The organism is Deinococcus seoulensis (assembly GCF_014648115.1).
GTDB classification, from domain to species: Bacteria; Deinococcota; Deinococci; order Deinococcales; family Deinococcaceae; genus Deinococcus; species Deinococcus seoulensis.
In genome coordinates this window covers 86,465-105,464 of the sequence record NZ_BMQM01000014.1, presented here as the reverse complement: position 1 = coordinate 105,464, position 19,000 = coordinate 86,465, and the positions used below count along the sequence as shown (strand labels likewise).

The 19,000-nt window shown below is 73.2% G+C and carries 14 protein-coding genes and 1 riboswitch; of the genes, 3 read left to right on the top strand and 11 right to left on the bottom strand.

The window, feature by feature from the left end:
• Nucleotides 1–66: 66 nt before the first annotated feature.
• From IEY70_RS11440 to IEY70_RS11405, 8 genes are all read right to left on the bottom strand, one after another.
• Nucleotides 67–1,671, bottom strand: coding sequence for a TerD family protein (locus tag IEY70_RS11440; RefSeq protein ID WP_189065145.1), 1,605 nt, complete (start codon nt 1,669–1,671; stop codon nt 67–69).
• Nucleotides 1,672–1,877: 206 nt separating this feature from the next.
• Nucleotides 1,878–2,708 carry a bifunctional hydroxymethylpyrimidine kinase/phosphomethylpyrimidine kinase gene (thiD, locus tag IEY70_RS11435; protein WP_189065144.1) on the bottom strand — a complete coding sequence of 277 codons (831 nt, stop codon included), beginning with the start codon at nt 2,706–2,708 and terminating at the stop codon, nt 1,878–1,880.
• Nucleotides 2,705–3,712, bottom strand: a complete 1,008-nt coding sequence (locus IEY70_RS11430; protein WP_229777874.1) for an NAD(P)/FAD-dependent oxidoreductase — start codon at nt 3,710–3,712, stop codon at nt 2,705–2,707. The genes thiD and IEY70_RS11430 overlap by 4 nt, the downstream gene beginning before the upstream one ends.
• Nucleotides 3,709–4,575 (bottom strand): thiazole synthase, encoded by an 867-nt coding sequence (locus IEY70_RS11425; RefSeq protein ID WP_189065143.1) that lies wholly within the window; start codon nt 4,573–4,575, stop codon nt 3,709–3,711. Before IEY70_RS11425 ends, IEY70_RS11430 begins: the two co-directional genes overlap by 4 nt.
• A complete protein-coding gene (thiS, locus tag IEY70_RS11420; RefSeq protein WP_308425521.1) occupies nt 4,538–4,726 on the bottom strand; it encodes a sulfur carrier protein ThiS in 189 nt (62 codons plus the stop codon). The genes IEY70_RS11425 and thiS overlap by 38 nt, the downstream gene beginning before the upstream one ends.
• A complete protein-coding gene (thiE, locus tag IEY70_RS11415) occupies nt 4,723–5,403 on the bottom strand; it encodes a thiamine phosphate synthase (RefSeq protein ID WP_189065141.1) in 681 nt (226 codons plus the stop codon). Before thiE ends, thiS begins: the two co-directional genes overlap by 4 nt.
• A complete protein-coding gene (gene thiC, locus IEY70_RS11410) occupies nt 5,400–7,313 on the bottom strand; it encodes a phosphomethylpyrimidine synthase ThiC (RefSeq protein ID WP_189065140.1) in 1,914 nt (637 codons plus the stop codon). The genes thiE and thiC overlap by 4 nt, the downstream gene beginning before the upstream one ends.
• A gap of 296 nt (nt 7,314–7,609) precedes the next feature.
• A riboswitch (TPP riboswitch) is annotated at nt 7,610–7,721 on the bottom strand.
• Nucleotides 7,722–7,766: 45 nt separating this feature from the next.
• On the bottom strand, nt 7,767–10,430 hold the full coding sequence (locus IEY70_RS11405) for a diguanylate cyclase domain-containing protein (RefSeq protein ID WP_189065139.1): 2,664 nt from the start codon (nt 10,428–10,430) through the stop codon (nt 7,767–7,769).
• Nucleotides 10,431–10,683: 253 nt separating this feature from the next.
• On the opposite strand from IEY70_RS11405, the gene IEY70_RS11400 reads away from it, so the two are divergent.
• Nucleotides 10,684–12,078, top strand: coding sequence for an NCS2 family permease (locus IEY70_RS11400; protein WP_189065138.1), 1,395 nt, complete (start codon nt 10,684–10,686; stop codon nt 12,076–12,078).
• A gap of 65 nt (nt 12,079–12,143) precedes the next feature.
• Here IEY70_RS11400 and IEY70_RS11395 read toward each other — a convergent pair whose 3' ends face one another.
• A complete protein-coding gene (locus tag IEY70_RS11395; RefSeq protein ID WP_189065137.1) occupies nt 12,144–13,421 on the bottom strand; it encodes a sensor histidine kinase in 1,278 nt (425 codons plus the stop codon).
• A gap of 156 nt (nt 13,422–13,577) precedes the next feature.
• Here IEY70_RS11395 and IEY70_RS11390 point away from each other — a divergent pair, with 156 nt between their 5' ends.
• On the top strand, nt 13,578–13,802 hold the full coding sequence (locus tag IEY70_RS11390; protein WP_189065136.1) for a hypothetical protein: 225 nt from the start codon (nt 13,578–13,580) through the stop codon (nt 13,800–13,802).
• Nucleotides 13,803–13,967: 165 nt separating this feature from the next.
• Nucleotides 13,968–15,284 carry a GGDEF domain-containing protein gene (locus IEY70_RS11385; RefSeq protein ID WP_189065135.1) on the top strand — a complete coding sequence of 439 codons (1,317 nt, stop codon included), beginning with the start codon at nt 13,968–13,970 and terminating at the stop codon, nt 15,282–15,284.
• Between the two features lie 171 nt (nt 15,285–15,455).
• On the opposite strand, the gene IEY70_RS11380 is transcribed toward IEY70_RS11385, so the two are convergent.
• A complete protein-coding gene (locus IEY70_RS11380; RefSeq protein WP_229777872.1) occupies nt 15,456–17,837 on the bottom strand; it encodes an FTR1 family iron permease in 2,382 nt (793 codons plus the stop codon).
• Complete coding sequence (locus IEY70_RS11375) at nt 17,834–18,976, bottom strand: imelysin family protein (RefSeq protein WP_189065134.1); 1,143 nt, start codon at nt 18,974–18,976, stop codon at nt 17,834–17,836. Before IEY70_RS11375 ends, IEY70_RS11380 begins: the two co-directional genes overlap by 4 nt.
• Nucleotides 18,977–19,000: the final 24 nt, after the last annotated feature.

Sequence of the window (19,000 nt, the reverse complement as noted above, 5' to 3'; positions counted from 1 at the left end):
GGAAATTGATCGACGAGCTGCTGACCATCGGTGTCAAGGCGGCCTGAAATCTTCCGGACTACTGTATCAGAGGCGGTTGCTTTTCTGAAGGTTGCAGCGGCGGCAGAGCAGTTGCAGGTTGTTGAGGGTGCTGGCCCCGCCCAGGCTGAAGGGAATGACGTGATCGTACTCGAGGTAGTTGCTGTCATTGCACTGCACGCAGCGTCCCTGATCGCGCTGCCAGACCTGGAGTTTCACGGCCTGCGGGATGCTGCGCGAAGCCTTCTCGGTCTGCGGGGTCAGCATCAGGCGCTTGTGCAGGCGGACCAGGGCGTCCAGACTCGCGCCCAGCAGGACGGGACTGGGAACGCCGTGGTACACGCCGCTACCCTTGCGGACTCCGAGTTCGAGGTTCACGCCGTCCGGAAGTTCCTCGATTCTCAGGACCTTGCCGTACTGCACGTTCCAGCCCCCCTCGCCGCTCACGAAATGCAACTGGCGGCTGGTCAGGATCAGGCGGCCCGGAATGTCACGCGTGCGGGTCGCCGTGACGTGGCGGAAGGTGGCGGGAATCTCGAGGTGCGCGACCTCGGCGGCGTCCAGGATCAGGGTCGTCTGAATGACCGGCAGGTGCCCCGCGCGGATGCTGGCGGCAAGGCGGAGTTCCTGAAGGTCGGCGCGCAGTCGGCTCAGCATGGACGCCGGAACGTCCAGCAGGCGGGCCAGGCGTTCGAAGGCTTCCAGTTCCTGATCGGTGATCACGCCGTCGGCGCGTGCCAGGGCGGCGGTGCGTTCCAACAGGTGCAGCGCGTCGGAACGCACGAATTCCAGGGCGCGGCGGGCGTCCAGGCCCGAGCGGGTCACGGTGGCCTGCAGGTCCTGCCACTCGTGGGCTTCCATGATGCCGTCCGCGCAGGCAGCCAGGAACCGGGTCCGGAAGTGCCCCAGCGCCTCCTGCTCCTGTTGCACGCAGGTGCGGCACCAGCCGCGCGTGTCCAGGCGACCCCGGCTGAACAGGTTCGGGGTTTTCCCGCAGCGGCGGCAGGTGTGCGCCCCGGTCTGCGGCGCGGCGCCCGGTTGGGCCGCGCCCGTCAGCGGCACCCACACGTCCGTGGCAGGTGAGGGTTCGCTGGTCGGGGCCAGTGAGGCGGCAGGCGCGCCACTGGCACCGTCAGGCTCACCGGCGACCTCGCCGCCCAGACTTTCCAGCAGTGCCTGCAACCCACCCGCGAAGCCCTGAGCGACGGCCGATACCCGCCACTCGCCCTGGTGCCGGTAGACTTCCAGCAGCATCACGGCCTGCTCCTGATCGAACAGGGTGCCGCTCAGCTCGAACGTCAGGCCCGTGTGCGGATCAGCTTCCAGCGTCACGCGGCCCCCTCCCAGGGCGCTGAAGGGCTGGTCGTCGCTGGTGGCGGCCAGCAGCAGGCGGTGCACCTGAACGGGCACCCGGTCCAGATCGACACGGAACGATCCGGCCGGGCTGTTGAGCACGATGGCCCGTTCCGGACTGGCCGGCTGGTTGTAGAACACGAAGTAACGGTCGTCGCTGAGCCTGCGCTCGGCGTCCAGGCCGAACACGCTGATGTCCGGGGCGTTCAGGCCGGGCAGGTGGACGCGCAGGGTCAGGTGGGTCGCGGCACCGACCATCTGGGTCAGCGGGACGCGCTGGCCACGTTGCAGGGAATGCATCCGGGTTCACCTCCGGGGAGTGTCGGAACGAAGCGGCAGGTGGGATGAAGGCAGGACGGGCACCGGCCAGACCTGATCCGGTGCGCGGGCAGGAGAAGTCTGAACCCCAGGCATAGCACGGGGGCCGCGCGTTGTCGTCCGCAGTTGCGCCGGGCGGGCCGCGCGTCCGGGGCAGGGCACGCCCGGTCGGCGGGAAGGGCCGCGTTTCAGGCAGGCAGCCCGGCGTTCCTGTCCACACCTGCCTGATCCTCACCCTCTGCCTGACCGGCCTGCCGGTGGCCGAGGGGGCCGTGGCCTGCGCCGAGGCCGGGTGCGGCGTGCAGGGCGCGTTGCAGGTAGGCGTGCGCGCGGGTCACGGCGACCGGGAGGGCGTGCCCGAGGGCGAGGTGGGCGGTGATGGCGGCCGAGAGGGTGCAGCCGGTGCCGTGCGTGTGCCGGGTGGGCTGGCGGGGGGCACTGAGGGTCAGGGTGGGCTGGCCGGGGAGGCGCAGTTCGTCGGTGACGGTGGGCGTGGGCTGCCCGGCGTGGGCGGCGTGACCGCCCTTGAGCAGCACGGGCGCGGTGGGGTGGAGGCCGGCGCGGGTCAGGGCGTCCCATTCCGGGAGGTTCGGGGTGATCAGGGCGGCGCGTGGCAGCAGGTGGTGAATCAGGGCGTGCAGGGCGGCCGGGTCGAGGAGGGAGTCGCCGCTCTTGGCGATCATGACGGGGTCCAGGATCAGCGGGCCGTGCCAGTCGTGCAGGGCGCGGGTGACGGCGTGGACAGCCTCGGCGGTGCCGAGGGCGCCGGTCTTGATGGCCGCGACCGGGAAGTCGCTGAGAACCGAGCGGATCTGCGCGGCGATCAGGTCGGGCGGGAGGGCGTGGACGGCCTGCACGCCGACGGTGTTCTGCGCGGTGATCAGGGTCAGGACGCTCGCGCCGTACACGCCGTGCGCCTCGAAGGTTTTCAGGTCCGCCTGGATGCCGGCGCCGCCGCCGGAGTCAGACCCGGCGATGGTGAGGGCCACGGGCGGGCCAGTCCTGTCCGGGTGAGTCATGCGGGGACCCCGAGCAGCAGGTGCAGGGCGGCCTGCGCGGTGGCGGGGGCCAGCAGCGCGCCGTGCCGTCCGTGCCCGGTGGCGACGATCACGCCCGCGCGGGCCAGTCGCGGGTCCGGGTGCGGGCCGACGATGGGCTGTCCGTCCGGGGTGACGGGGCGCAGGCCCAGCAGCGTGCGGGGGCCAGGGCCAGCCGGGAGGTCCGGTGCGAGCTGGCGGGCCACGCCGCGCAGCCAGCGGTCCGCGTGCCGGTCCGGCCGGAGGCAGGCGGGATCGGCGGGGTGGCTGTCGGCAGGGTGGCGGGCGGGGCGGGCGGTCGCGCCGACGTACACGCCGTCCGGGCGGCCCAGCAGGTAGCGGGAGAAACCGGGGGTGGGTGGGCCATAGCGGGCCGGGCAGTGCTGGTCGGGGGAGCGCTGGTCCGGGACGGCGTGCAGGTGCGCCTGACCCCACTGCGCCTGCACGGGCAGGCCGAACGCGCCGCTCCAGGCACCGGCGGCCAGGATGACGTGCCGGGCGTCCCAGGTGCCCACACGGTCACCCGTTCCGTCACCCGCGTCGGCGTGGACGCGCACGCCCGCTCCCGGCAGCGGGGTCAGGCGGGTCACGCGGGCGCGGACGACGGGCAGAGCGTGCCGCGCGGCCTGCACGACACCCGGCGGGTACAGGGACGCCTCGCCGGGCGTGCGGTCCTCTCCCCCACCGGCGCGCAGGCGGGTCACGCCGGGCCGGTACGCGACGTTCACGCCGCTCGCGGCCTCCAGCGCGCGGGCCAGCTCGGGCCACGCGCGCAGGCTGCTCAGGGCGGGGGCGTGCAGGGGCGTGCCGCGCAGGCGCTCGCCGTCCGGGGTGAGGAGGCCAGCGGCGGCCCGCCACGCCGCGCCGGGCCGGTCGGCGTCCAGCACGGTCACGCGCAGGCCCGCGCGGCCGAGGGTGAAGGCCGTGACCGCGCCGATCAGGCCGCCGCCCACCACGATCACGTCCGGCGTTCCGGCCACGGTCACAGGGGTCCCTCCGGGTCGGGTACCTCCGGGTCGGGCAGGCGCACCGCACCTTCGGGTGGGCTGCTGGGGCTGGCGTGATCGCGGGGCAGCATGCGCCCGGCCAGGAAGGCGGCCCGGCCCGCCTGCACGCCCAGCGCGAAGGCGTACGCCATGCGTTCCGGGTCGCGGGCCTCGGCGACGGCGGTGTTCAGCAGCGCGGCGTCCGCGCCGAGTTCCAGGGCCTGCGCGGCGTCGCTGGGCACGCCCAGCCCGGCATCCACGATGATGGGCACCTGCGCGCCGTCCAGCACGGTTCGCAGCAGTTCGGGGGCGCGCAGGCCCCGCCCGGTGCCGATGGGACTGGCGAGCGGCATGACGGCCGCGCACCCGGCGGCCTCCAGCGCGCGGGCCAGCACGGCGTCCGCCTGCACGTACGGCAGGACCGTGAACCCGTCGGCGGCCAGCGTCTCGGCGGCGCGCAGCGTGCCGACCGGGTCGGGCAGCAGGTGGCGGGCGTCGGGGATGACTTCCAGTTTCACCCAGTTGGTGCCGGTGGCGGCGCGGGCCAGCCGCGCGACCCGCACGGCCTCGTCGGCGGTGCGGCACCCGGCGGTGTTCGGCAGCAGCTGGTAACGGTCCCAGTCCACGGCGTCCAGCAGGCCCGCGTGACCGGGGGCGTTCAGTTCGACGCGGCGCACGGCGACCGTGACGATCTGCGTGCCGCTGGCCTCCAGCGCGGCGCGCATGACCGTGAAGTCACGGAACTTGCCGGTGCCCAGCAGCAACCGGGACGTGAAGGTGCGCCCGCCCAGCCTGAACGGGTCGGCAGGCGCAGTGTGGGCGGGTTCAGCCGCCGCCGATGATGCGAACGATCTCGATGACATCGTCTTCCTCCAGGGGTCGGTCCGGGGCCTGCGCGCCGGGGTAGAAGTCGTCGTTCACGGCCACCGCCACGCGCGCCGGGTCGATGTTCAGGTCGCGCAGCAGGGCGTGCAGCGTCAGGTGCGGGCGGTGCGGGTGGGCGGCGCCGTTCACGAGCACGCGCGGGCCTCCCCGGCCGGGGTGGACGTGACGGGCAGGGGCGGCAGCGCGGCCAGCAGCTCTGCGGCGGCGCGGGCGGGGTCCGGGGCGTCCAGCACGGCGCGCACCACGGCCACGCGGGTCGCCCCGGCGGCCAGGACCGCGTGAATGTTCGGGGCGTCGATGCCGCCGATGGCGTACCAGGGCAGCGGTGGGTTCAGGTCGGCCACGGCGCGCACGTACTCCAGTCCGGCGGCGGCGCGGCCCGGTTTGGTGGGCGTGGCCCAGACCGGCCCGGCCGCGATGTACGCGGGCGCCTGGGCGAGTGCGGCGTGTGCCTGCGCGGGCGCGTGCGTGCTGAGGCCCAGCATCAGCCCCGGCGCGAGGGTGCGCGCCCAGGCGGGCGGCAGGTCCCCCTGCCCCAGGTGCACGCCGTCCGCGCCGATCGCGGCGGCCACGTCCACGCGGTCGTTGATCCACAGCGGCACGCCCCGCGCGGCACTCAGCTCACGCATCCGCTCACCCAGGGCGATGTACGCCCGCGCCTCCCAGTCCTTGCAGCGCAGTTGCAGCGTGTCCACGCCGCCGTCCAGCGCGGCGGCCACGCGGGCCAGGAACTCGCCCTCCGGCTGCCCGGCGCGGGGGGTCGCCACGAGGTACAGGCGGCCCGGCTTCACGCCGCCGGACCTCACGCCCGCTCCTCGCCGGACTGCTCCGGGCGGGGCAGGTACACCTCGCTGCCGTGCGCGCGGAATTCCTGCGCCTTGGCTTCCAATCCGGCCAGGATCTCAGGCGTGCGCAACTCGTGGCTGAGTTTCATGGAGCAGAACTGCGGGCCGCACATGGAGCAGAAGTGCGCGGTCTTGGCCGCCTCGGCCGGGAGGGACTCGTCGTGCAGTTCGCGGGCGCGGAACGGGTCGAGCGCCAGGTTGAACTGATCCTGCCAGCGGAACTCGAACCGCGCCCGGCTGATGGCGTTGTCGCGGGCCTGCGCGCCCGGGTGGCCCTTGGCGAGGTCGGCGGCGTGCGCGGCGATGCGGTAGGCGATCACGCCGTCGCGCACGTCCTGCCGGTCCGGGAGGCCCAGGTGCTCCTTCGGCGTGACGTAACACAGCATGGCCGTGCCGTACCACGCGATCTGCGCCGCGCCGATCGCGGAGGTGATGTGGTCGTAGCCGGGCGCGATGTCGGTGGTCAGTGGCCCCAGCGTGTAGAACGGCGCTTCCTGGCACACGTCGAGCTGCCGGGTCATGTTCTCGCGGATCAGCTGCATGGGCACGTGGCCGGGGCCCTCGATCATGGTCTGCACCCCGTGGTCCCAGGCGACGCGGGTCAGTTCGCCCAGCGTGCCCAGTTCCGCGAACTGCGCGGCGTCGTTGGCGTCCTCGACGCTGCCGGGGCGCAGTCCGTCGCCGAGGCTGAAGGTCACGTCGTACGCGGCCATGATCTCGCAGATCTCGGCGAAGTGCGTGTGCAGGAAGTTCTCGCGGTGATGCGCGAGGCACCACTTGGCGAGGATGCTGCCGCCGCGCGACACGATGCCGGTGCGGCGCCGCACGGTCAGCGGCAGGTGGGCCAGCCGCACCCCGGCGTGCACCGTGAAGTAGTCCACGCCCTGTTCGGCCTGCTCGATCAGCGTGTCGCGGTACACGTCCCAGGTGAGGTCCTCGGCCACGCCGCCCACCTTCTCCAGCGCCTGGTAGATCGGCACGGTCCCGACCGGCACGGCGCTGTTGCGCACGATCCACTCGCGGGTCTGGTGAATGAAGCGCCCGGTCGAGAGGTCCATGATGGTGTCCGCGCCCCAGCGGGTCGCCCAGACGGCCTTCCCGACCTCCTCCTGGATGGAACTCGTGACGATGCTGGTGCCGATGTTCGCGTTCACCTTCACCCGGAAGTTCCGGCCGATGACGGTGGGTTCCAGTTCCGGGTGGTTGATGTTCGCGGGAATGACCGCGCGGCCGCGCGCGACCTCGGCGCGCACGAATTCCGGCGTGATCTCGCGCGGCGTGGCCGCCCCGAACCCCTGCCCCGGATGCTGGTGCGTCAGGTCGAACGCGGCCTCCTGGCGCAGCGCCTCGCGGATCGCCACGAATTCCATCTCGGGCGTGATCTGGCCGCGCCGCGCCGCCTGAAGTTGCGTGACCGCCTGCCCGCTGCGGGCGCGGCGCGGGGCGGGCACCTGCGGGAACGGCAGCGGGCCGTCCCGGTCCAGTTCCGGGCGGCAGCGGCCCGGCAGGGCGTCCAGCGCGGCGTGGTCCGCCAGCCAGGGCCGGGCGGTCACGAGGCCCCGGCGCAGGTCGACGGTCTGCGCCGCGTCCGTGAAGGGGCCGCTGGTGTCGGGCAGCAGCAGCGCGGCGTTCGGGACAGAGCGGGTCAGGTCGCCCAGGCGTTCCAGCGTGGGTGAGAGCGTCACGCGGCGCGCCGGGACGCGCACCTGCGGGTGCAGGGTGCCGCCCAGGTACACCTTCTGGCTGGCCGGGAACGGCTCGGTCAGGTCGGAATCGGGCAGCAGCGGGCCGGACAGCAGGTCGGTCGCCTGATCGGACGTGAGCTGGGCAGCGGCGCGGCGGGTGGAAACGGACGGATCTGAAACGGTCATGGGAACTCCCCGGCTGGCGCGGCGGCGCAGCAGAAACAGAGCGAAGAAACAGGGCAGAGAAACAGGGCGAGGGTGAGGGGGGCCTGCGGCGCCACCGGGCAGCACTGGGCAGCAGGGCAGGCCGCGCGGGGCCACGGAGAGGCCCGGCGTTCGGGAGCGGCGGCGTGCCGCGTTCAGTGCGTGTGGGTCAGGTTGGGTTCGTTCAGGCGTTCGGCGGTTTCAGCGCAACAAAGACGGCCCCCTCCCGTGCGTGGAGGGGGCCGATGATCCTGGGGCGGCGCGGGGGCCGCAGCAGTGAGCTTCAACCGTCACTCTCCCTCCGCTGGTGCAAACCAGATCAGGTTCCTAGGGTTGAACACGCTGTTCTCTCAGCCGCGCGCCAGATGCGCGGCACCCCTGGTGACTGCCCGGAGTGTACACCGGCCCGCGCGGAATGCAAGCCCGGCGCGCCGCTCAGCCGGACAGGCCGGAGCCCGCGTCACCGGACGGCGCCGCGCCCGGCAGGCTGAGCGGCAGGTCCAGCAGGTCCGGCAGCAGGGCCGTCATGGCGGGGTCCAGTTGCGCGCCCGCCTGCCGCTGCACGCGCCGGTACAGTTCGTCCGGGCTGGGGGGCGCCTGGGCGCCGGGCGGGTCGCTCAGGGTGTCCAGGGTGTCGATCAGGGCGAAGGCGCGGGCCAGCAGCGGAATCTGCTCTGCGCTCAGTCCGTCCGGGAAGCCCTGACCGTCCCAGCGTTCGTGGTGGTGGCGGATGACGGCCAGCGTGTCCGGGTGCAGCCCCCCGACCTGCCGGGCCAGGGTCTCGCCCGCCTGCGGGTGCGTGGCGTGCGGGCCGACCGTGAGGCCGATGTCGTGCAGGGCCGCGCCGTGCAGCAGGGCGCGGCGGGCCGGTTCGTCCAGGTTCAGGGTGCGGGCCAGTCGCGTGGCGAGCGCCATGACGCGCCGGGTGTGGCCGGGGCGTTCCAGGCCGCGCGTTTCGAGGCTCAGGCCCAGGGTCAGCAGCGCCCCGGTCTGCGCGTCCTGAAGTTCGGCGCGTTCTCGGGCGCGTTCCAGCGCGGAGAGGACGTGCGGGGTCAGGATGTCGATCAGGTCGGCGTCCTCGGCGCCGAAGGGTTCGTCGCGGGTGAAGCACACCACGCCCAGCGGTTGCCCGCGCAGGTGCAGCGGCGCGGCCATCATGGCGCCGCCCGTCAGGAACGCGGGGCGGTGAATGCGGCTGGTGCCGCGCACGTCCACGACGCGCAGCGTCTCGCGGCCCTCCAGCGCGGCCCACGCGAGCCCCTGCCCGCGCGGGAGGGTCACGCGGCCCTCGGTCTCGCTGACGCCCAGCAGGTGCCGGGACACCAGCCGGTCGCCGCGCGGGTCGTACTGCAGGAACACGATCTCGCGCGCGCCGAGCAGGGCGCGGCTGGTGCCGGTCACGGCCGCGATGACCTGCTCGGTGCTGAGGGCGCCGCGCAGCGTGCCGCTCAGGCGGGCGAGCGCCTCCAGTTCCCGCTGCTGCCGGGCCGCCAGGACGCGCCGGGCGCGGGCGCGCAGCAGCGCGGCGACCTGCTCGGTGAAGGTGCGGGCGGTGCGCTGCGCGTCCGGTCCGAACGGCGGGCCGGGCGCGACCCGGTCGAGGTTCAAGAAGGCCATGACCAGGCCGTCCACGGCGACCGGGACGCCCAGCGTCTCGTGAATGCCGTCCACGGACAGGTGCCGGAAGGACTCCTGTCCGGTCACCTGCGCCTCGACCTCGCTGGCGGCGTGGGTGTTCACGCGGACCGCCTCGCCGCGCAGGACGCGCGGCGCGCCCGCCTGCCAGTCGCCGGGCGGCCCGGCGTACCAGCGCAGCAGGCTGGCCGGTGAGCGCCGCTGTCCCAGCAGGTCGTCACTGAACCCGGTCTGGGCGCACAGCAGGAAATCCCCGCGGTTCAGGACGTACAGCGTGCCGCTCTGCGCGCCCGGAACGTCCTGCACGGCGGCCTGCAGCAGGGCCAGCCAGTCGGCGGCGTCCGGGTCGTGGTCGCGGGCCAGCAGGGCCAGGGTGCGGCGGGCGGCGAGCGTCACGGCCTGCGTCTGGTCGGTGCCGGGGTCGATCTCCACGCGGTTGCGGCCGGCGGCCTTGGCGCGGTACAGCGCCGCGTCCGCGCGGGCCAGGGTCGTCTCGCCGGGCTCGTCGGGTTGCGTGAGGGTCCACCCGGCCGAGAGGGTCACGGGTTGCCCGCCCCCGTCGATCTGCTGCGCGGCGCTCAGGCAGCGTTGCGTGACCATCAGGCCCTGCTCGGGCGTCAGGCCGCGCAGGATCAGCGCGAACTCCTCGCCGCCCACGCGGTACACGCTGTCCTGCGGGCGGACGCTGCGCAGCAGGACCTGCGCGACCTCGCGCAGCACCCGGTCGCCCGCCGCGTGCCCCAGGCGGTCGTTCACCTGCTTGAAGAAGTCCACGTCCAGCGCCACGAGGTGCTGCCCGGCGTCCAGTTCCGCGAGATCCAGGTCGAACTGACGGCGGTTGTTCAGGCCGGTCAGGGCGTCCGTGAACGCGGCGCGGCGCAGGTCCAGCAGGGACTCGAGGTGCCGGGCGCGCAGGTGCACGACCAGCAGCACGGCGCTCAGGGCCAGGACGTTCACCAGCATCAGCGGGCCGTACACCCGCTGGAACAGCGGCGCGCCGCCCGGTTGCAGCAGCAGGCCCACGCCGTTGAACACGAAGATCAGCGGCAGCAGCGTCCACAGTCGCGGCTGCGTGAACAGGCGCAGGCCCACGCGGCGGTGAATGACGCCCGCGATCAGCAGCGCCGCCAGCGCCGACATGATGGCCGGCCCGACCCCCGCGCCGCCCAACACGGCGCGCATGATCAGCACGGGCAGCAGTGCCAGCGTGCCCCAGCCCGGCCCGAACAGCAGCGTGAGCAGCACGGCCGGCAGGTACCGCAGGTCCACGAAGATCCCGGACGACAGCGGCAGCGGGTACAGCATCAGGGTCACGCCGGTCAGTCCGGCCAGCAGCGCGTACGTCAACTGGCGCGCGCGGGGTGGGCGGGGCGGCCACGCGCGCAGATCGGCGCTGAGCAGGACGGCCGCGACGAGCGCCACGCCCAGGCCGCTCAGGAGCGTCAGCACGTCGTGCCACATCATGGGCAGCGGCGCGCCTGGCGTGAGCTTCCAGCCGTCGACATTGCACCCAGTGTAAGCGGAGCGGCGGGGCGCGTGACAGGCATCTGCCCCTCCCCCCCGGCGGGCCTCCCTGCGCGCGGCGCACCTTCATGAAGGGGGCATTCGCCCACGTCTGGACGGTCGGCCGGCGTGGTGTAATGGCGACTTCCGGTTTCGCCCCGCGACGCCGCAGTTCCCCTGTCAGTTTCCCCTGGCAGTTCCCTGGAGGCCCCCCATGACCCACCCGACCGACACCCGCCCGCCCCGCCCGCTGGACCGTTACTTCGGGATCAGCGCCGCCGGGAGTTCCGTGCCGCAGGAACTCCGCGCGGGCCTGACGACCTTCCTGACCATGAGTTACATCCTGTTCGTGAACCCGCAGGTGCTGGGCAGCGCCATCACCGTTCCGAACGCGCCGCTGCAACTGCTGATGACCACCGCCATCGCCGCCGCGTTCGGGTCGCTCGCCATGGGCCTGATCGCCCGCTACCCGTTCGCGCAGGCGCCGGGCATGGGCCTGAACGCCTTCTTCGCGTTCACGGTCGTGCAGGGCATGGGCGTGCCGTGGCAGACGGCGCTGGGCGCGGTGTTCATCTCGGGCGCGCTGTTCGTGATCCTGAGTGCGGTGGGCGCGCGGCAGGCGATCGTGCGGGCCATTCCGCTGAGCCTGAAGTTCGCCATCACCGCCGGGATCGGCGCGTTCCTGGCGTTCCTGGGCCTGCGCAGCGCCGGGATCGTGGTCAGCAACCCCGCCACGCTGCTGGGCCTGGGTGACCTGAGCGCGCCCGGCGCGTGGCTGGCCGTGGCGGGCCTGATCATCAGCGCGGCCCTGATGCGCCGCCGCGTGAACGGCGCCGTGCTGATCGGGATTCTGGTCACGTCGGCCGCCGCGATCCTGCTGAAACTTCCGGTGTTCGCGGGCGGCCCGGACGGCGCCATGCAGGCCTTCCCCGGCTTCGGGGGTCGCCTGCTGGGCGTGATCGACACGCCGGTCTGGCCGGGCAGTCTGGTCGGGCAACTCGACCTGGCCGGGGCGTTCGGGCTGGGCCTGCTGAGCGTGGTGTTCACGTTCTTCTTCGTGGATTTCTTCGACGCGACCGGCACCCTGACCGGACTGGCGCAGAAGGCCGGGTACCTCGACAGCAACGGCGACATGCCCCGCGCCCGGCGCACCTTCGCGATGGACGGCCTGGCCGCCATGTTCGGCGCGTTCATGGGAACGAGCACCACCACCGCGTACGTGGAGAGCGCCAGCGGTATCGGTGAGGGCGGCCGCACCGGCCTGAGCGCCGTGACGGTCGGGGGTCTGTTCCTGCTGAGCATGTTCCTGTGGCCGCTGGCCGCCGCGATTCCCGGCGCGGCCACCGCGCCCGCCCTGATCCTGGTGGGCGCCCTGATGATGGAAGGCATCCGCCACATCGACTGGGACGACCTGGGCGAGAGCCTCCCGGCGTTCCTGACGATCATCGCCATGCCCCTGACCTTCTCGATCGCCAACGGCGTGAGCTTCGGCGTGATCACGTACTGCGCCGTGAACGCCCTGACCGGACGGGCCCGCCGCGTCCACCCGATCCTGTACGGCGTGGCGGCGCTGCTGCTCGCCCGGTACGTGTTCCTGTCGGAGGGCTGACCCCCGACCACGCCCGCCCCCCCCGCAGCTGTTCAGGCGGGGGGGCGTTTCATGCGGACTCCGGATCAGGTGGCCGCGTGGGTGGTGGGTTTCGGGAAGCTGATGTAGAAGGTCGCGCCGTCACCAGGGTGACTTTCGGCCCAGACCTGCCCGCCGTGCCGGGTGACGATGCGTTTGACGTTCGCGAGACCCATGCCCACGCCCGAGAATTCCTGCTCGGTGTGCAGCCGCTGGAACGCCCCGAACAGCCGCTCGGTGTAGCGCGGGTCGAAGCCCACGCCGTCATCCTGCACGAACACCACCCAGTGGTCGCCGCCGTCGCGCGCGCCGACTTCCACGCGCGCACGCTCGCGGCCCGAGGTGTACTTCACGGCGTTGCTGAGCAGGTTCTCGAAGGCCAGCATCAGCAGTTGCGGGTCGCCGCGCACGACCGGCAGGTCCCCCGCGATCCACTCGATCTCGCGGCCCTCGGTTTCCGGGGCGATGTTCGCCCAGGCCCGCAGGACCACCTGCGCGAGGTTCAGGTCCCGCACCTGCAACGAGGTCTGGGCGACACGCGCCAGTTTCAGCAGTTCGTCGATCATGCTCTGAAGGCGCTGGGTGGCGCCGTCGAGGACGCTCAGCAGGCGGCGGTCCTCCTCGTTCAGGCGGGGATTCAGGCGGCGGCGCAGCAGGGTCAGGAACCCCTGGATGTGCCGCACGGGGGCGCGCAGGTCGTGCGAGACGGACCCGATGAACGAGTCGAGTTCGTCCATCTCGCTGCGCAGCGTCAGGGTGCGCAGCGCGACCTCCTGCCGCACCTCGGCGTCCAGGTCCGCCTCGCGGATCTCGGCGTGGCGGCGCTCGGTGACGTTCTCATGCGTGATCAGCAGGAAACGGGTGTGCCCGTCGTCGAAGGGCGTGGCGGTCAGCTGGAACCAGCGTTCCTCCTGCGGGCTGTGGCAGGGGTACTCGATGCTGAACGTGTCATCCTCGCGCGCCAGGACGCGCCGCAGGCCGCTGGCGACCTCCTGGCCCTCGTCGGCGCAGGGGCCACTGGCGTTCTCGCACACGCGCAGGTAATTCACGCCCGGCCCGCACGTGGCGGGGTCACCGCCGTTGTCGCGCATGAAGTCGTTCCAGGCGCGGTTGCACAGCAGGATCGTGCCCTGCATGTCCAGCACGGCCATCTGGTGGGGCATCACGTCCAGCGCGGCCCGCACGGCCCCGGCGGACAGCGCGTGCGCGGGCAGGGTGGGGGCACCGGCAACCCCGGCGCGGGCCTGCGGCTGACCCTGCCTGGGTTGTCCCTGCGGGGTCGCCCCCAGCGCGGGACCGGTTGCCTGATCGTCACCGTGCGCCATCTGCCCTCAGCGTACGGGACGGTGCCTGACGACGGAACCGGCGCAGCTTAAGAGAACGGGCATTGAACCTTAACCCCGCGCCGCAACCCACGCCCGGTGCCTGGCAGGCGTGCATGTGCCGCAACGCGCCGCGCCCGGGTGTGTCACCCTGCCGGTATGGGAGCCGACCGACACGCCACAGCGAACCTGCAACAGATTCAACTGCTGCTGGAAAACCTCGGGCAGCAGGCACCACAGGCACCCGGGGCGCAGGTGGCCCCCGCCGACGAGGCAGCGGCGCAGCACACCGGACCGGCAACAGATCCGGTCTCCGACCCGGTCGCTGACCCCGTGGCTGATCCAGTGTCCGACCCGGTATCCGACCCGGTGTCCGAGACGTAGCGCGCTGTCGTCCGGTACCGGGGAACGTGCCCGTGCCCTGCGACTGGCCGCACTGACTCCGGGGCAGGGAGTCGCAGGACACGGGCCCGGGAAAGAGTTTCGTCAGATGGACCTGGGCAGGATGTGGTGCACGCCACTCGTTCCCGGTGGCGGAGGAGAACTGGCATGCCGCCAAGCGCCCCACCCCCTGGCCGGTCCACCCGCAGTTGGCGGCGTGGCGGCGTGCGGGCGTGGTGGGCGCGGCTGGCGGCGTGGCTGGGTGCGCCGCTGCCCGGCGGGATACCGGACGCGCCGGAAATCACGCGGGTGAAGGTCCGCGGGTACCTGTTCGCGGTGCTGGCGGCCACGCCGGGACTGGTGATGCTGCTGCACCTGCTTGCGCAGCGGGGCGCGTGGGTGACGGCGGCGCTGCACCTGTCGGTGATGGTGGGCGCGGTGGTGATGTTCGTGCTGGTGGTGCGGCGTCCGGCGCGGCTGCCGGTGGCCGAGTGGGTGTTCGCGGGCCTGCTGACCGTCAGTGGCGTGGGGTTCCTGGTGCTGTACGCGCAGCGGCCCGAGCAGGTGCTGGGGCACGACCTGCTGGGGAACGTGATGCTGTTCATCGTGGCGGGGTTGCTGCTGGTGCTGCCGCCGCAGGCGTCCGTGCCGGTGGCGTTGCTGCTGCTGCTGGCGTACCGCACGGAAGTCCGGCTGCTGAGTGGTCTGAGCAGCGCCGATCTGCTGGTGCCGCAGTGGGTGAACACCGGGATGTTCGCGCTGCTGATCGTGGGCGTGATCATGCGGCAGACCCTCTCGGAACTGGCGGGACGCATGCAGGCCGCGCAGGAACTGTCGGTGCGTGACCCGCTCACGGGCCTGCTCAACCGCCGGGGCTTCGACGCGCAGGTGCGGGCCGCGCGGGCCGTGCGGGCCGGGGGGTCGCTGCTGGTGCTGGACGTGGACGCCTTCAAACCCATCAACGACCGTTTCGGGCACGCGGTGGGGGATCAGGTGCTGGAACTGATCGGCCGGGTGCTGCTGGAGCACGTGCCGGGGGGCGGCGTGGCGGCCCGCTGGGGCGGTGAGGAGTTCATCGTGTTCACGCCGGACAACGAGGACGGCGCCGCGCGGCTGGCCGAGACGGTCCGCGCGGCGGTGGCCGCGACGCCCTGGAACGACCTGCGCGTGACGGTCAGCATCGGCGTGAGCGGCTGGGACGCCGCCCAGGCGATGCAGCACGCGTTCCTGCGCGCCGACGACGCCATGTACGCCGCGAAGGCCGCCGGGCGTGACCGGGTGGTGCGGGCGACCGGAGACCCGAGCCTGCCGGACGCGGCCCCGGGCAGTCATCACGCGCCGCACCGGCCGCCCAGGGCCGAGGCACCCAGGCCTGATACGCACCGACCTGAGGCGCACCTGCCGGTGCCGCGGCCGCAGCAACCGTCAGGCCACGACCCGGACGGCGCGCCGCCCACTGCACGGCCTGAACGCTGCGAGTCCTGATCCGGAGGCCAGATCATACGGACTCCGTTTATTTCGTTAACAGATCGGAACACCAACGATCTGTCAACTCCACGTCCGGAACCCGTTTTTCTCCTCCTCTGCGGGGCAGCTCTACGAGTCGCATCCGCTCGGACCCGGCGGGCTTTGTAGCCCATTCAATCGGAGTCCGTATCAGGTGTTCGCGGGGGCGTGCCCGGCTCGGCGGCGGTTGAGGTCGCGTTCCTTGATGGCCTCGGCGGCGAAGAACGACCCGATCACGGCCGTCACCGACGCGGCCTGAAGGGCGACGCCTTCCCAGGTGCCGTGCAGGCCAAGCCACAGGCCCAGGCTGGCGGGCAGCGTGACGGGCAGCGGGTGCACGGGCAGCCAGCCGACCAGTTGCAGGGTGTGGACGGTGTTGCCGACCATGACGCCCAGCACGGCGCAGATCAGCATGCCGGTCCAGACCAGCAGTTTCTTCATGGGCAGTTTCGCCTGGAGTCTGAACACGGCCGCGCCGATGGCCAGCACGCTGCCCAGGCCGACGGCGGTGCCGCTCAGGACGGTGGCGGCGCCCGCCTGGAGGGCCAGGGACTGCAGGAACAGCACGGTCTCGAAGCCCTCGCGGTACACGCTGGTGAAGCCCAGCACGGCCAGTCCCCACCACTGCACGCGCAGGGCGGCGCTGCCGGGACCGCGCGTGAGTTCGTGCTTGTGTTTCTGGAAGGCGGCCATGCGGTCGGTCCAGTACACCTGATGGAAGAACCAGTTCATGATCAGCAGCAGCACGCCGATGGCGATCAGGCTCACGACCGCCTCGAGTTTCTCGCCGTAGCGGCCCAGCAGGCCCAGCGCGCCCTGTAGCGCGTACCAGGTGGCGGCGGTCGCGGCGAACGCTCCGGCGGCGCCCAGCCACATGGGGCGGCGCAGGTGCCGGACGTCCTGGCGGCGCAGGCTGCCCATCAGCGCGGCCAGGATCAGCACGGCTTCCAGGCCCTCGCGGAACACGATGATGCCGGCGTTGGTGGCGACGGCGGCGGGCGCGACCTCGGTGCCCAGGATGCGGGCCACGTCGGCCAGGGTGGTCTGCAGGGCGGCGCGGGTGGTCTGGAAGGCGCGGTCGTCGGCGCGGGCGCGGATCAGTTCGGCCAGTCCGCGTGGCGCGTGGCCGTTCCAGAGCAGGTCTTCGAGGCGGGTCTTGAGGTCCGGGTTGAACACGGCGATGCGGGCCTCGGTGCCGCTTTCGAGCAGGGCGTAGGCGTCCAGGCGGGCGGTCTCGGCGGCCGTCCAGTCGTGGGCGGCGGCGGCGGCGACGACCGCGTCGAGCTGGCGGCGGATCACGTCGAGGTCCGCGCCGGGTTCGGCGCGTTGCCAGTCGGCGGGGAACGCGGCGCGCAGGGCGGTCAGCTGGGTGTCCACGCGCCGCTGCACGTCGGCCGCGCCGGGCACGTGGGCGTTCAGTGCCGTCTGGCTCAGGTCGGCGGCCAGGGTGTTCAGGTCGCCGGTCAGGGTGCGGGCCTGCGTGGCGGGCAGCAGGGGGGTCAGGTCGGCCAGGGCGCTCTGCGCGCCGCTGAGGAAGGTGCGGGCCTCGTTGATCTCGACCTCGCGCTGCACGGTGGGGGCGGGGCCGGTCTCGTTCACGCCGCGGGCGTACTCGACGGGTACCAGCGACAGGAACCGCGTGACCTGCGAGGCCCGCGCGCGGATGTCACGGGCCGAGAGGGGCGCGGCCCGGAAGTCCCCGAGTTGCTGCGTGACCCGCGCGAGACTGCCGGGCAGGGCGTTCAGGTCGGCCTGGAGGGACTGCGTGGCGGCCTGTCCGCGCTGCCCGGCGTAGGCGGGTGCCAGGATGCGGAAGTACCCGGCGGCCAGTGCCTGCTGCTCGGCGGCCAGGGTGCGGAAGCCGCGCTGCTGGCTGAGTTGCAGGTCGCGCAGCGCGTCGTTCAGGCGGGCCTGGTAAGCGTCGAGCAGGTCCGAGCGTATGGCGCTCAGCGCGGCCTGCGGGGCGAGCGTCCCGGCGGCCAGGGCCTCGGCGGCGGCGGTGGCGTCGGCGTTCAGGCGGGTCAGGCTGCTCGCCACGCGGTACTCCCGCACGGCCAGCCACTGCCGGGCGGCGGGTGCGTCGGCGGCCAACACGGCGCGTTCCAGGGCGCGCAGCGAGCCTCGCAGCAGCGCCGTCCAGGCGTCCGCGCGGGCGCGGGCCAGGGCGGCCGGGTCCTGCTGGCGGGCGGCCGTCTCGGCGCGGGTCAGGGCGGCGCTCACCGCGCGGGCGCTGGCGGGGTCGGCGGCGTTCAGGGCGCTCAGCAGGGGCGCGGCGTCCTGGCGGGCCTGCCGGGTCAGGCGCGTGGCGGCGGCCGGGTCGAAGTCCAGTTCCAGCGCGGCGTCCGCGAGGTGCGCGCGGGTGGCCTCGGCGCTGACGGCCAGGTCGGTGGGCGGCAGGGACTGGGCGGCCTGGGCGGTCCCTGCGAGCTGGGCGGGCCGGACCGCGCTGGCCGTTGCCGTGGGGAGCAGGGCGGCGGGAAGCAGCGCCGCCAGGGTCAGTGCGCCCAGGGTCAGTGGGGCGGGGCGGGTCACGGGAGGCTCACGTTCAGGAGCGCGGCGGCCTGGGTCACGCGGCCCGCGATGACGGTGGCGCGGTTCTGCGCCTCGCGTTGCAGGGCCTCGGCCTGTTCCGGCGTGTAGTGGCGGGTGCGTTCGCGGGCGGTCAGGGTGCTCACGAACTGCGCGAGTTCGTTCAGTCCGGCCGTGATCTGGGTGTCCAGCGCGGCGCTGCGGGCGCGCACGTCGGGGCTCAGTCCGGCGTACATGGCCTGCCAGGAGCGGACGTTGCCGCCCAGGTCGCTCAGGCGGGAGATGACCACGAAGTCGCGGCGGGTGCTGGCGCTGCCCAGCACGAAGGGGCTGGTCTTCCAGTCCTCGAAGAACACGGGGCCGACGGTGGGGACGTTCCCGACGAGCGCGCCGAACACGTCCGCGCGGGTGGGGGTCCAGCGGGCGGCGGCCTTCTGGAGGGCCAGGGTCTGGGTGTGCAGCGCGGCGGCGGCGGCTTTCAGGGTGGGCGCGTCGGGCAGGACCTCGCCGCTCTCCAGGCGGCCGTTGCCGTTCAGGTCGGCTTTCACGCCGCTGCTGAAGGCGGGCACGGTGCCCCACAGGCTGCCCTCGGTCACGCCGAACAGGTTGCCGGGGCGTTTCAGGACGCGCCCGCCGGGCAGGGTCAGGTCGATGGGCGCCACGTCCGGGCCGCCCTGCGCGCCGCTGGTACCGGCGTCGAGGATCACGTCGAAGGGGGCGAGGCTGTCCACGCCGGCGACGATGCCCTCGATGGTCTCGTAGGCGGGGCTGGCCTTCTGCCAGGCGCTGCGGGCAGCGCGGAGGGTGGCGAGCACCTGCGGGTCGCGGGTCAGCGCGGCGTAGTTGAAGTTCCGTTTCTGCGCCTGGGCGTGGTAGGTGTCGGCGGCGCGGCTGAGGGCGGCGGCGGCGCTGGCCTGCGTGGCGAGGCGGGTGGTGAGGTAGGTCTTGACGCCGCTCAGGTCGGCAGGGCGCGCGGCGGACTGGGCGGCGGTCTGGGCGGTGGCCGTGGTGGTCAGCAGGGCGAGGCCCAGCAGGACGCCGGGGGCCGGGCGGCGCCGGGGGGAGGTGACGGCAGCGGCCGGGGCAGTCGTGGCCGGGGCAGCGGTGAGCGGGGCAGTGGGGGCCGGGGCAGCGGGGCGCATGCGTCGAATACTGAACTATTCCGA

What these genes read in the sequence shown, in the direction of transcription:
- IEY70_RS11425 (WP_189065143.1), bottom strand. Translation starts at nt 4,575, where the DNA reads ATGTCATCGAGATCGTTCGCATCATCGGCGGCGGCTGAACCCGCCCAC.
- IEY70_RS11405 (WP_189065139.1), bottom strand. Translation starts at nt 10,430, where the DNA reads ATGATGTGGCACGACGTGCTGACGCTCCTGAGCGGCCTGGGCGTGGCG.
- IEY70_RS11390 (WP_189065136.1), top strand. Translation starts at nt 13,578, where the DNA reads ATGGGAGCCGACCGACACGCCACAGCGAACCTGCAACAGATTCAACTG.
- IEY70_RS11375 (WP_189065134.1), bottom strand. Translation starts at nt 18,976, where the DNA reads ATGCGCCCCGCTGCCCCGGCCCCCACTGCCCCGCTCACCGCTGCCCCG.
- IEY70_RS11400 (WP_189065138.1), top strand. Translation starts at nt 10,684, where the DNA reads ATGACCCACCCGACCGACACCCGCCCGCCCCGCCCGCTGGACCGTTAC.
- thiD (WP_189065144.1), bottom strand. Translation starts at nt 2,708, where the DNA reads ATGACTCACCCGGACAGGACTGGCCCGCCCGTGGCCCTCACCATCGCC.
- IEY70_RS11385 (WP_189065135.1), top strand. Translation starts at nt 13,968, where the DNA reads ATGCCGCCAAGCGCCCCACCCCCTGGCCGGTCCACCCGCAGTTGGCGG.
- thiC (WP_189065140.1), bottom strand. Translation starts at nt 7,313, where the DNA reads ATGACCGTTTCAGATCCGTCCGTTTCCACCCGCCGCGCCGCTGCCCAG.
- IEY70_RS11440 (WP_189065145.1), bottom strand. Translation starts at nt 1,671, where the DNA reads ATGCATTCCCTGCAACGTGGCCAGCGCGTCCCGCTGACCCAGATGGTC.
- IEY70_RS11395 (WP_189065137.1), bottom strand. Translation starts at nt 13,421, where the DNA reads ATGGCGCACGGTGACGATCAGGCAACCGGTCCCGCGCTGGGGGCGACC.